At 62.3% G+C, this 12243-nt stretch carries 14 protein-coding genes; 8 read left to right on the top strand and 6 right to left on the bottom strand.

Annotated elements, in window-relative coordinates; all coding sequences use genetic code 11:
- Positions 1 to 22: 22 nt before the first annotated feature.
- From NKJ26_RS00430 to NKJ26_RS00420, 3 genes are read right to left on the bottom strand one after another with little or no spacing between them, the layout of a single operon-like run.
- Positions 23 to 448: an OsmC family protein gene (locus NKJ26_RS00430; RefSeq protein WP_352599241.1), complete on the bottom strand. Its 426-nt coding sequence runs from the start codon at positions 446 to 448 to the stop codon at positions 23 to 25.
- A gap of 52 nt (positions 449 to 500) precedes the next feature.
- Positions 501 to 914: a DUF2306 domain-containing protein gene (locus NKJ26_RS00425; RefSeq protein WP_352692896.1), complete on the bottom strand. Its 414-nt coding sequence runs from the start codon at positions 912 to 914 to the stop codon at positions 501 to 503.
- Positions 915 to 955: 41 nt separating this feature from the next.
- On the bottom strand, positions 956 to 1474 hold the full coding sequence (locus tag NKJ26_RS00420; RefSeq protein ID WP_027025171.1) for a single-stranded DNA-binding protein: 519 nt from the start codon (positions 1472 to 1474) through the stop codon (positions 956 to 958).
- Between the two features lie 226 nt (positions 1475 to 1700).
- On the opposite strand from NKJ26_RS00420, the gene NKJ26_RS00415 reads away from it, so the two are divergent.
- The 8 genes from NKJ26_RS00415 to NKJ26_RS00375 all read left to right on the top strand — a co-directional run bounded on the left by NKJ26_RS00415 (position 1701) and on the right by NKJ26_RS00375 (position 10155).
- Positions 1701 to 2015, top strand: coding sequence for an ArsR/SmtB family transcription factor (locus NKJ26_RS00415; RefSeq protein WP_352692894.1), 315 nt, complete (start codon positions 1701 to 1703; stop codon positions 2013 to 2015).
- Positions 2012 to 2485 carry an SRPBCC family protein gene (locus NKJ26_RS00410; RefSeq protein WP_352692892.1) on the top strand — a complete coding sequence of 158 codons (474 nt, stop codon included), beginning with the start codon at positions 2012 to 2014 and terminating at the stop codon, positions 2483 to 2485. The genes NKJ26_RS00415 and NKJ26_RS00410 overlap by 4 nt, the downstream gene beginning before the upstream one ends.
- Before the next feature lie 20 nt (positions 2486 to 2505).
- On the top strand, positions 2506 to 3111 hold the full coding sequence (locus NKJ26_RS00405; protein WP_027025174.1) for an ATP-dependent Clp protease proteolytic subunit: 606 nt from the start codon (positions 2506 to 2508) through the stop codon (positions 3109 to 3111).
- Between the two features lie 67 nt (positions 3112 to 3178).
- On the top strand, positions 3179 to 3472 hold the full coding sequence (locus tag NKJ26_RS00400; protein WP_352599232.1) for a hypothetical protein: 294 nt from the start codon (positions 3179 to 3181) through the stop codon (positions 3470 to 3472).
- A 744-nt stretch (positions 3473 to 4216) separates the two neighbouring features.
- On the top strand, positions 4217 to 7138 hold the full coding sequence (gene uvrA, locus NKJ26_RS00395) for an excinuclease ABC subunit UvrA (protein WP_352692890.1): 2922 nt from the start codon (positions 4217 to 4219) through the stop codon (positions 7136 to 7138).
- Between the two features lie 34 nt (positions 7139 to 7172).
- Entirely contained in the window at positions 7173 to 7643 is a 471-nt protein-coding gene (locus NKJ26_RS00390; protein WP_352692888.1) for a GNAT family N-acetyltransferase, read from the top strand.
- A 42-nt stretch (positions 7644 to 7685) separates the two neighbouring features.
- Positions 7686 to 8492 (top strand): DUF72 domain-containing protein, encoded by an 807-nt coding sequence (locus NKJ26_RS00385; protein ID WP_352692886.1) that lies wholly within the window; start codon positions 7686 to 7688, stop codon positions 8490 to 8492.
- Positions 8493 to 9009: 517 nt separating this feature from the next.
- Positions 9010 to 10155, top strand: a complete 1146-nt coding sequence (locus NKJ26_RS00375; RefSeq protein WP_352692883.1) for a GGDEF domain-containing protein — start codon at positions 9010 to 9012, stop codon at positions 10153 to 10155.
- 135 nt (positions 10156 to 10290) lie between these two features.
- On the opposite strand, the gene NKJ26_RS00370 is transcribed toward NKJ26_RS00375, so the two are convergent.
- The 3 genes from NKJ26_RS00370 to urtD all read right to left on the bottom strand — a co-directional run bounded on the left by NKJ26_RS00370 (position 10291) and on the right by urtD (position 12240).
- Positions 10291 to 10467, bottom strand: coding sequence for a hypothetical protein (locus NKJ26_RS00370; protein ID WP_352599220.1), 177 nt, complete (start codon positions 10465 to 10467; stop codon positions 10291 to 10293).
- A 261-nt stretch (positions 10468 to 10728) separates the two neighbouring features.
- Positions 10729 to 11424 (bottom strand): urea ABC transporter ATP-binding subunit UrtE, encoded by a 696-nt coding sequence (gene urtE / locus NKJ26_RS00365; RefSeq protein WP_352692880.1) that lies wholly within the window; start codon positions 11422 to 11424, stop codon positions 10729 to 10731.
- A 69-nt stretch (positions 11425 to 11493) separates the two neighbouring features.
- The gene (gene urtD, locus NKJ26_RS00360; RefSeq protein WP_352599216.1) at positions 11494 to 12240 is read right to left on the bottom strand and encodes an urea ABC transporter ATP-binding protein UrtD; all 747 of its coding nucleotides are present in this window, start codon (positions 12238 to 12240) and stop codon (positions 11494 to 11496) included.
- Positions 12241 to 12243: the final 3 nt, after the last annotated feature.

Below are 12243 nucleotides of genomic sequence, written 5' to 3'. Positions count from 1 at the left end.
GGGCCGCCTGTCGACGGCGACCCTACTTCGCCGTCATATCGATCACTTCGAAATCGTGGGTGATCGCAGCGGTCTTGGCCAGCATCGCGGAGGCCGAGCAGTATTTCTCGATCGAAAGATCGATCGCCCGCTTGACCTTGTCGCTGGAGAGCGCCTTGCCCTTGACGACGAAATGCATGTGGATGCGGGTGAAAACCCTGGGCTCGGTTTCGGCCCGGTCGGCGTCGAGCTCGACCACGCAGTCCTCGACCGCCTCGCGGCCCTTTTCGAGGATATGCACCACGTCATAGGCCGAACAGCCGCCGGTGCCGATCAACACCAGCTCCATTGGGCTCGGCCCCGGCGTTTTACCTTCCGGTCCGAACGCAGTCCCCAGCACGACCTTGTGGCCCGTGCCGGATTCGCCGACGAAGGTGCGTTCCTCGACCCATTTGATGCGTGCTTTCAACTGAAACATCCTTTCGCCGCAACACTGTCCATGCCTGGGACTAGAGAAGAGTTCACGGGCCGCTACGCGCGACCCCGAAGACCACGTCGTGCATGACCCTGCCCGGCAACAGCGTGAAGATGCCGGCGCCGACCAACGCAAAGACATACAGCGCAATCATCGCCTTGCGGTGCTTGGCGACGCGGTGATTGCGTGCATGCCAGACCGCCAGCGGCACCGTGACCAGCACCAGGATCGACAAGAGATGGATCGGGCTGAAAGGGCCAAGGAGCCGTATCTGCTGGATCCAGAAACTCGAGATGGCAACGGCCAGCATCAGCGCCGCCCAGAGATAGCCCATCGCGCGGTGGCGCAGCGTGCCTTTCGGCAGCGCCAGCTGCGCGCCGCCTATCGCCAGCGCGGCAAAAGCCGCAAACGCATGCCATGGGATCGGAGGACGTGCCGATAGGAGCGGTCCGAGCGACATCGCGCCCTCTCCTCAGATGCCCGTCACGCCCGTGTCGATGCTCAGAACGGAATTTCGTCGTCCAGCTCGCGCGAAGAACCGCCGCCACCGCCGCCCTTGGAAGCGCCGCCGCCGCGATTGAAGCTTTCGCCCGGGCTGGACTGGCCGAAATCGGAGCCACGGCTGCTGCCGCCGGAATAGCCGCCGACCTGGCCGCCTTCGCCCTGTCCGCGCGCGTCGAGCATCTGCAATTCGCCGCGGAACTTCTGCAGCACGACTTCCGTCGTGTATTTGTCGGCACCGGTCTGGTCCTGCCATTTGCGGGTCTGCAGCTGGCCCTCGACATAGACCTTCATGCCCTTCTTCAAATACTGCTCGGCGACCTTGGCGATCCCCTCATTGAAGATCACGACATTGTGCCACTCGGTCTTTTCCTTGCGCTCGCCAGAATTCTTGTCGCGCCAGCTTTCCGACGTGGCGATGCGGATGTTGACGACCGGCTCGCCCGAATTCAGGCGACGGATTTCCGGGTCCGCGCCGAGATTGCCGACCAGAATGACTTTGTTGACGCTACCCGCCATGATATTTCTCCGCGCTCGTCCGAAACAAATTTTTGTCGCAGCACCTTACAGGCTGTCGACAGTCGCCGCCTGCTAAGGCTGGCTTTTCCCACAAGGTTTTTGTTCTCTTTTCGTTCTACACGCATTGCCGCCGATTGTCAAGGAATGGCAGCAATGCTGGAAGCCCCACATATGGGTTTCAAAACAGCCCTTGCCAAATCGATAAGTATCCACTTATGCTTTCGTCATGATCGAAGCCGAGATTTTCCGAGCCCTGGCCGACCCGACGCGCCGCGCCGTCTTTGAGCGGCTGGCGACAACCGAGATGAGCGTGTCGGAACTGCGCAGCGGCATGACGGTGTCGCAGCCGGCCGTGTCGCAACATCTGGCGGTTTTGCGCGGAGCCGGCCTCGTGACCGAGCGGCGCTCCGGCCGCAACGCCTATTATCGCGCCGATCCGCGGGGGCTTACACCCCTGCTCTCCTGGATCGAACGCTACCGGGCCTTCTGGCCGGATCGCATCGAAAGGCTGAAGGCGGTTTTGAAGGACATGGACCAATGAAGCACGAAAGCCAAACCGAAGCCGCTCTCGATGCGATCGAGTTCGAGTACGATCTCACCGAGCCGCCGGAAAAAGTGTGGCGGGCGCTGACCGTGCCGGAACTGCTCGCGGCCTGGATGATGCCGAACGATATCAGGCCGCAGACCGGCAGCCGTTTCGCCTTCGCCGGGCCGGATGCTGCGATCGAATGCGAAATCCTTGACGCCGAACCCGAACGGCTGCTGCGCTATTCCTGGCGCGAGCAGCCGGGCGATGCCAGGCAGGACGCGCTCGACAGCATCGTAACCTTCACGCTCGCCCGCACCGTTTCCGGCGGCACGCATCTGCGCATCGTCCATGACGGCTTTGCCCGCAAGGCAATGCCCGCTGTTGCCACGGCGGGTGCCGGATGCCGGCTTTCGCTGGGACTGCGCGGGCCCGCGAAACCCGTCGCCGCGAACACATCTTTGCCGATGCTGCGCGCGGCCTGACCAGGACAATGGAGAAGATTATGAGCGGTGTTGCCAATCTGGTGCCGATGGTGATCGAGCAATCGAGCCGCGGCGAACGCGCGTTCGACATTTTCTCGCGGCTGCTGCGCGAGCGCATCATCTTCATCAACGGCGAGATCAACGACGACACCTCGGCGCTGGTCTGCGCACAGCTTCTGTCGCTGGAATCGGACAATCCCGACAAGGAGATCTCGCTCTACATCAACTCGCCGGGTGGCGTGGTGACCAGCGGTTTCGCCATCTACGACACGATGCAGTACATCAGCTGCCCGGTGTCGACCGTCTGCATGGGCTTTGCCGCTTCGATGGGATCGTTCCTGCTGATGGCGGGTTCGCCGGGACGCCGCATTTCGCTGCCCAACGCCACCATCCTGCTGCATCAGCCGCTGGGCGGTTTCCAGGGCCAGGCCTCCGACATCCAGCGCCATGCCGAGCGCATCGGCCAGACGAAACGCCACATGACCGAACTCTATGCGCAGCATTGCGGACGCAGCTACGAAGAGGTCGAGCGAACGCTGGACCGCGACCACTTCATGACCGCCCGCGAAGCCCAGGCGTGGGGCATCGTCGACCACGTCTTCGACACACGCAAAAAGGCGGCGTGAATCCGGTTGCCGAAGATTTGACGATGGCTGTCTGGTTCCGTCGGCGCCACATGACTATAAATGAGGAATGGCCTACCTTCTTCCGTCCAGAACTTCACACCGCATCGCCATTGCGATGCTCGCCATTGCCGGCCTGGTGTCCGGCACGGCACGCGCCGAAGACAACTCGCCACGGAAAGGCGCCCTGCCCGGCGTGAGCAGCGAGTATCGCATCGCCAGGCCGGCTCCGCAGCCCGAGTCCGACGACGCGTTCCCCAGCAACGGCGACGGCCAGTTCAAGATCGGCGACACGGACGTCAGGATTTCCGGCAGCATCACTGTCGATGTCGGCGCAGGTTCGATCAAGCCCTCCAACCGGTGACATCAGCCGGAGGGTTTGCGATTCATCTTCTCAAGGTCCGCGCTATTGGGCGGGCACGCTTTTGGAGATCATCTCGCCTAAAAGAATAGCCCCGCCGTGCTTTGCGCAAACGGACGGGGCTTCTCTGGATTTAAAATCCAATCTCTTGCCGGGAATATACTGCCGGCGTTTGATTTCGGATGCTTCGCGGTGTTCAGCCGACGATCCGACTAGCAGTCTCTGATTTTAACGGTACGGCAGGTTCATGGTTTGCCTGGCGGCGAAACCGCCAACTCTTGGCACTTATGCCCGCCGCGGCTCCATCGCGATGTGGAGCCCTTTGTGATGGTCAGGTGGCGTCATGCTCCGCTCCTTTGTCCATTGCGTCCTGTCGTCGTCCCGAAGCTCAAATCGCAAATGCCTGCGGCGTCTCGCAGGCCGCCCCTGGGCGGCGAGGCCATCGAAAGACGGCCGGCTTCGGTTGACGTCTGGAGTCTGCCCCCCTCTGTCGGGGACGTCAACCGTTCAAATAGGCTGATTAAAAAATGTGATCGAACCTCATGCACCAGGGCTCCATGCACAGCTTTTGTCAGGAGCATGTTCGGCCTTTGTTCTTTCTGCTTGCCCCTTCGCGCGAAAGACGGTTAAACGCTTCTGTCGGGAGTTGTGGCGTCTCTCGACGTGGCGGCAAAAAAACCTACATAAGGGATGGCCGGGAAAAGCCCGCCAATCCCACGAATTCCAGATCTGAGGCGGCGACCGGCTATGGCCGACCATAAATTTCTTTCCATTCGCGGGGCGCGCGAACACAATCTCAAGAACGTCGATCTCGACCTGCCGCGCGACAGCCTGATCGTCATGACCGGCCTGTCGGGCTCCGGCAAGTCGTCGCTCGCCTTCGACACCATCTATGCCGAAGGCCAGCGCCGCTATGTCGAAAGCCTGTCGGCCTATGCCCGGCAATTCCTCGAAATGATGCAAAAGCCGGACGTCGACCAGATCGACGGCCTGTCGCCAGCCATCTCCATCGAACAGAAGACCACGTCCAAGAACCCGCGTTCGACGGTCGGCACCGTCACCGAGATCTACGACTATATGCGGCTTCTGTTCGCGCGTGTCGGTGTGCCCTATTCGCCGGCCACCGGCCTGCCGATCGAAAGCCAGACGGTTTCGCAGATGGTCGACCGGGTGCTGGCGGTCGAGGAAGGCACGCGCCTGTTCATCCTGGCGCCGATCGTGCGCGGCCGCAAAGGCGAGTACCGCAAGGAATTGCTGGAGCTGCAGAAGAAGGGATTTCAGCGCGTCAAGGTCGACGGCGTCTTCTACGAGATCGCCGACGTGCCGGCGCTGGACAAGAAGTACAAGCACGACCTCGACGTCGTCGTCGACCGCATCGTCGTGCGCGGCGATCTCGCCACCCGGCTTGCCGACTCCATCGAGACCGCGCTGAAGCTCGCCGAAGGGCTGGCGGTGGCCGAGTTCGCCGACAAGCCGCTCGACGCCAGCCAGACCGGCGAGGATTCGGTCAACAAGTCGAAGAACGAGACGCATGAGCGCATCCTGTTCTCCGAAAAATTCGCTTGCCCGGTGTCCGGCTTCACCATTCCGGAGATCGAGCCCAGGCTGTTCTCGTTCAACAACCCGTTCGGCGCCTGCCCGACCTGCGACGGTCTCGGCAGCCAGCGCGCCATCGATCCCAATCTCGTCGTACCGGATGAGAACGTGTCGCTGCGCGACGGCGCCGTCAGCCCATGGGCGAAATCGACCTCGCCCTATTACGTGCAGACGCTTGAGGCGCTGGGCAAGGCCTACGGCTTCAAGCTCGGCGACAAGTTCAGGGATTTGAGCGTCGAGGCCCAGGAGGCGATCCTGCGCGGCACCGGCGAGCGCGAGATCACGTTCCAGTATGATGACGGCCTGCGCTCCTACAAGACGACCAAGACTTTCGAGGGCGTCATTCCCAATCTCGAGCGGCGCTGGAAAGAGACCGAATCCGCCTGGATGCGCGAGGAGATCGAGCGCTTCATGTCGGCCACGCCTTGCCCGGCCTGCAAGGGCTATCGGCTGAAGCCCGAGTCGCTGGCGGTGAAAATCGCCGGCAAGCACATCGGCGAGGTCACCGAACAGTCGATCCGCAACGCCGACCAGTGGTTCACCGACCTGCCGGCACAGCTCAACGACAAGCAGAACGAGATCGCGGTCCGTGTGCTGAAGGAAATCCGCGAACGGCTGCGCTTCCTCAACGATGTCGGGCTCGACTATCTGACGCTGTCGCGCAATTCCGGCACGCTGTCGGGCGGCGAGAGCCAGCGCATCCGGCTTGCCTCGCAGATCGGCTCCGGCCTCACCGGCGTGCTCTATGTGCTGGACGAGCCGTCGATCGGCTTGCACCAGCGTGACAATGCGCGCCTTCTCGATACGCTGAAGCACCTGCGCGACATCGGCAACACGGTGATCGTCGTCGAGCATGACGAGGACGCCATCCTGCATGCCGACTATGTCGTCGACATGGGGCCCGCCGCAGGCATCCACGGCGGTGAGATCATCGCCCAGGGCACGCCGCAGCAGGTCATGGCTAACTCCAATTCGATCACCGGCAAATACCTGTCGGGCGAACTGGAAGTGGCGACGCCCGGCGTGCGGCGCGAGGCGAAGAAGAACCGGCGGCTGAAGATCGTCGGCGCGCGCGGCAACAATTTGAAGAACGTCACCGCCGAAATCCCGCTCGGCACCTTCACCGCCGTCACCGGCGTGTCGGGCGGCGGCAAGTCGACCTTCCTGATCGAGACGCTGTTCAAGGCGGCCTCGCGCCGCATCATGGGCTCGCGCGAGCATCCGGCCGAGCATGACCGCATCGAGGGCCTCGAATTCCTCGACAAGGTCATCGACATCGACCAGTCACCGATCGGCCGCACGCCGCGTTCGAACCCGGCCACCTATACCGGTGCCTTCACGCCCATCCGCGACTGGTTCGCGGGCCTGCCGGAAGCGAAGGCGCGCGGTTATCAGCCGGGGCGCTTTTCCTTCAACGTCAAGGGTGGCCGCTGCGAGGCCTGCCAGGGCGACGGCGTCATCAAGATCGAGATGCACTTCCTGCCCGACGTCTACGTCACCTGCGACGTCTGCCACGGCAAGCGCTACAACCGTGAGACGCTCGACGTGCTGTTCAAGGGCAAGTCGATCGCCGATGTGCTCGACATGACCGTCGAGGAAGGCGTCGATTTCTTCGCCGCGGTGCCCGGCGTGCGCGACAAGCTCGACACGCTGAAGCAGGTCGGCCTCGGCTATATCCATATCGGCCAGCAGGCGACGACGCTGTCGGGCGGCGAGGCGCAGCGCATCAAGCTCGCCAAGGAACTGTCGCGCAAGGCGACCGGCAAGACGCTCTACATCCTCGACGAGCCGACCACCGGCCTACATTTCCACGACGTCGCCAAGCTTTTGGAAGTGCTGCACGAGCTGGTCGACCAGGGCAACACGGTGGTCGTCATCGAGCACAATCTCGAAGTGATAAAAACCGCCGACTGGGTGCTCGACCTCGGCCCCGAAGGCGGCGACGGCGGCGGCGAACTCGTCGCCTCCGGGACGCCGGAAGCGATCGTGCGCGAAAAGCGCAGCTACACCGGCCAGTTCCTCAAGGAATTGCTGGAGCGGCGCCCCGGAGGCAAGCGCGAAGCGGCGGAGTGATGGGCGGCCCGCTTGGCGCCTGGAGAGCTTTTGAATGACAATCCGAAGAGCGCTTGCCGGTGATCTCCAGGCTATCGTCTCGCTGACGGAAGCCGCCTATGCGCCCTACACCGCCTTGCTCGGGGCGCCGCCGGTCCCGGTCACCGAAGACTATGCGCCGCGCATCGAACGCGGCGAGGTCTGGTTGCTGGAGAGCGGCGGCGACCTGGCCGGCCTGATCGTCTTGGAGCGGCAAAAAGACCACGCGATGATTTTCTCAGTCGCCGCGGCGCCTGGCTTCCAAGGCAAGGGATTCGGCATCGCGCTGTTGAAATTTGCCGATGAACAGACCCGTCTGTGGCGCCTGCCGGAAGTGCGGCTCTACACCAATGCAAGGATGGAGCGGAATATCGCGCTTAATCTGGCCTATGGTTTTCACGAAACGGGTCGCCGGCCCAATCCCTACCGGCCGGGATGGGTGCTCGTCGATATGGCCAAAGCCGTCGACGAAATCACGATGGCCTGATTTTTCTGAATTCGGCCAGGCTTTTGAATCGGGAGGACGACAATGAGCAAATCGGGAACAATCCGCGCCGGCATGGGCGGCTGGACCTTCGAGCCGTGGGATACGTCCTTCTATCCCGAAAAACTCTCCAAGGCGAAGCAACTGCAATATGCCACTCGGCAGGTGCCGAGCATCGAGGTCAACGGCACCTATTATTCCAGTTTCAAGGAGCCGACCTTCGTCAAATGGGCGAACGAGGCGCCGGATGGTTTCGTCTATTCGCTGAAGGGCAACCGCTTCGTCACCAACCGGCGTGTGCTTGGTGAGGCCGGCGAGTCGATGATGCGCTTCCTCGGCTCCGGCATCGCCGCACTCGGCGAAAAGCTCGGGCCGATCCTGTGGCAGTTCGCGCCGACCAAGAAATTCGATGCGGACGATTTCGAGGCTTTTTTGAAACTGTTGCCGGAAAAGCAGGACGGCGTCGCGCTACGCCATGCGCTCGAAGTACGCAACGACAGCTTTGTCGTGCCGGAATTCGCCGCGCTCGCGCGCAAATACAAGGCGGCGATCGTCTATGCCGATCACGCCAAATATCCTGCGATCGCCGATATCACCGGCGATTTCATCTACGCCCGGTTGCAGACCGGCAGTGACGATAATCCCGACTGCTACACGCCAAAGGGCCTCGACGAATGGGCCGCGCGTGCAAAGGTCTGGGCGGAGGGCAAGGTGCCGGCCGACCTGCCGCGCGCCGATCCAAGCACCGATGCGCCGGTCCAGCCGCGCGACGTGTTCGTCTACTTCATCACCGAAGGCAAGGTGCGCGCGCCGTTCGGGGCAATGGCATTGATGAAGCGGGTGACGGCCTAAGCTGCAGGCCTTGTGGCTATAACCATCTTCTAGGTACCTGCGTCAGCAGCCTCTGTCGGAACCTCAGGGGCGTCATGACCGTTTTGGCGGAGTGGGTTCCCCCGGAGCTAATGCTGATCGGGAGAACCCGAGAAAAGCGAGGAAAGGATGGCTGTCATCCTTATCGGAGCGTTGCTCATCGTCGCCGGCGTTGTGTACATGGCGGGCGCGGCCCTCAAGCGCGGACGGCTCAGCGATCCCGCACCTGTAACTTCGGATCGACCTATGCCAAACCTCGCAACGCCGGGACCGACGCTCGAGCCACGCCGGCGGGGCCTCGGTTTCCTCGGCCTATCACAGAATTGGCCGGGACTGCTAATGATGGCGATCGGCGCCATCCTGCTGTTGTCGACGATAGTCCTCTAAGGCAGCGCAATCTCGGCGTCTTCGCCTCCATCGTAACCTTATCGATACTTCCTTACGTCATGAATCCCGCCACGCTAGGTTGCAGAGGCGGCCGCGGGCAAGGACGAGGGGCATGTCGCTCGACTACAACTCACTTCTGCTGGCAGTTGGTTTTTCCGCTGCCTGCCTGAGCCTGACGTTGTTCGGAACGTGGCTGACCGCGCGCACCGACAAATTCCTGCTGACATGGGCGATCAGCGCATTGCTGGTGGTCTGCGATATCTTCACCTACGACGCCTACATCGACACGCCCGGGCGCATCCTCGGCATGGCCACCTTCGCTCTGCTGCTGGTCAGCTTCTCGATGATGCTTGGTGCCTCCTACCAGTTCAGAAGCGGCGGCTCGCCAATCCCCAGGATCCTGATCGGCAGCGGCATTTCGCTTGCGGTGGCGCTGCCGCCGATGGCGCTTGGCTATGACGGGCTCGGCTTCATGTTCGAGAATCTGTTCGCCGCGCTGCTTCTGTTCGCCACGGCCACCGAATACTGGAAAGGCCGCGCCGAGGCCCCTGCCCTGACGATCGGTGCCGCGGCCCTCTATTCCGCCACCGCCCTATCTTTCCTGCTGTGCGCCGCTGTCCTGGCCTGGGACGGCAAGCTGATCCTCGGCCATGCGCCGAGCAACTGGGCCGAGGATTTGAGCCTTGTCGTCGTCATTGCCTCGATGACGGGCATCGGCGCGCTGTCGCTGGCCCTCAACCAGGGCCGCCTGGCCAGACATCACCGCCGCAACGCCCTGACCGATCCGTTGACCGGCCTGCTCAACCGCCGTGCGCTGTTCGACCTTTTCGGCGATTCTCCGGTCGGCGCCTTCACCGCGGTAGTCGTGTTCGACCTCGACAGTTTCAAGGCCATCAACGACGAATTCGGCCACGCAACTGGCGACGAGGTGCTGCGAGTGTTCGCCAGGGAGCTCGCCTGCAATCTTCGCCCGGCCGACATTGCCGCACGCATGGGCGGGGAGGAATTCGCGCTTGTGTTGAAGCGGACCTTGCCCGAAACGGTGGAGAATACCGCCGAAGCCATACGGACCTCGTTCGCGGCGCGCCGCGTCGAAACCGAAGCGGGATCCCTGACATGCACGGTCAGCGCCGGGTATGCCTTCGGCAGCAAGGAAGGCCTCAGCTTCGACAAGGTGCTCAGCGCCGCCGACAAGGCGCTCTATGCCGCCAAGCGCGGTGGCCGCAACCGCGTCTCTCCATTCCGGCGCGCAAGCTGATGCTAGACGTTGTCGTGACAGCCGCTTACGACAATGGCACCATGCTTCGCATCTACGCCCCGCGCTGAACCATCACGAATTCTGGCAGTGACATAGCAATGCCGCGCCTGTGGTCGAGAGCAACGAGGGCGGCTTTTATGCCGCCAAGACGATTTCATTGAAGGTATCGAGATCGACGTAAAAGACCTTGGTGATTTCCTCGATCAGTTCGTCGCGGTCGTACCCTTGCGATCTCAGGATGTTGATGGCGGTGATGATGTCGACGCGCTCCGTGAGCCGCCGTTTCTGGTAGTCCTCGACGTAACGTTCCATGGCTGTCCCTTAGCCTGTGTGCCCAAACGCGTTGAACGACAGAGATCGCAGAGGGAAGCTAGGAATGCATGCTTGCGCGGAACTTGCCCGCCCGGGCCCGCGTCCCTCGATCTGCGATAAACCAGACTGATACGGAAGCGGCCGACTCACAAAAGCCAGGAAAAGATTAGCATGCAGCTCCGGGTGCACCAGAGACGCAGATGGTTGGGTCGGAAATATTGTGCCAACGACTTCGGATTCACCTGAAGCCCAGCGCCGATTCTACACCGTCAGGAATTTCCTGACATCGGCACGGTCCAGATCTTCCGCCGGCCCGGTATGGACGATCAGGCCGCGGTCCATGATGTTGACCTCGTCGGCGAGCTCGCGGCAGAAATCCAGATATTGCTCGACCAAAAGCACGGCAATGCCGGCCTGGTCGCGCAGATAGCGGATGGCGCGGCCTATGTCCTTGATAACAGACGGCTGTATTCCTTCCGTCGGCTCGTCGAGCACCAGCAGCTTCGGCCGCATCACCAGCGCCCTGCCGATCGCGAGCTGCTGTTGCTGGCCGCCGGAAAGATCGCCGCCGCGGCGGCCCAGCATCTGCTTCAGCACGGGAAACAGCTCGAACACATGCGCCGGCACGTTGCGGTCGACGCGCTTCAAGGGCGCGAAGCCCGATTCCAGGTTCTCGCGTACAGTGAGCAAGGGAAAAATCTCCCTGCCCTGCGGCACGAATGCGATGCCCGACCGGGCGCGGTCATACGCCGCGCTCCGGTCGAGCGCCTTCCCCTCGAAGGCAACGCTTCCGCTCGTCAGCCGGTGATGGCCGACGATCGATCTCATCAAACTGGTCTTGCCGACGCCGTTGCGGCCGAGCACGCAAGTTATCTTGCCGGCACCCGCCTTCAGCGACACGCCGCGCAGTGCCTGGGCGGCGCCGTAGTGGAGCGTGGCATCGGAAACTTCGAGCATGTCAGCGCCTTCTCCAGAACCTGAGAAAAGACAGATCGAAGCGATGGAATTGAACCCGCCAGACCATGCTCATCTCCCCAGATAGACTTCAACGACGCGCTCGTCGGCCGAAACGAAATCGAGTGTGCCTTCGGACAGCACCGAGCCCTCATGCAGGCAGGTGACCTTGACGCCGAGCTCGCGCACGAAATGCATGTCATGCTCGACGACGATGACCGAATGGTCGCGCGCTATATCCTTGAGCAGCCGCGCCGTTTCCTCGGTTTCGGCATCGGTCATGCCGGCGACCGGCTCGTCGACCAGCAGCAGCTTCGGATCCTGCGCGAGCAGCATGCCGATCTCGAGCCACTGCTTCTGGCCATGGCTGAGATTGGCGGCCATTTCTTCGCGCTTGTCGCCGAGCCGGATGATGCCGAGAATGTCGTCGATCTGCCGCGCCTCCGCGGCCGAGCGGCGGTGGAACAGCGCCGGGAAAATCGAGCGCGGCCCCTTCAGTGCCAGCATCAGGTTTTCCTCGATCGTGTGGCTTTCGAACACGGTCGGCTTCTGGAATTTGCGGCCGATGCCCATCATGGCGATCTCGGCCTCGTCATGCTTGGTGAGATCCACCTGACCGTCGAAGAACACTTCGCCCTCGTCGGGCCGCGTCTTGCCGGTAACGATGTCCATCATCGTCGTCTTGCCGGCGCCGTTGGGACCGATGATGGCGCGCATCTCACCCTTGTCGAGCACCAGCGACAAATTGTTGATGGCGCGGAAGCCATCGAAAGAAACCGAGACGCCGTCGAGATAAAGGATGGTGTTCGACTTCGACATGGT

This window comes from Mesorhizobium sp. M0152 (assembly GCF_040322415.1).
GTDB lineage: Bacteria > Pseudomonadota > Alphaproteobacteria > Rhizobiales > Rhizobiaceae > Mesorhizobium.
Note: the sequence above shows the minus strand (reverse complement) of the source record. Positions and strands in the feature narration are given on the sequence as shown.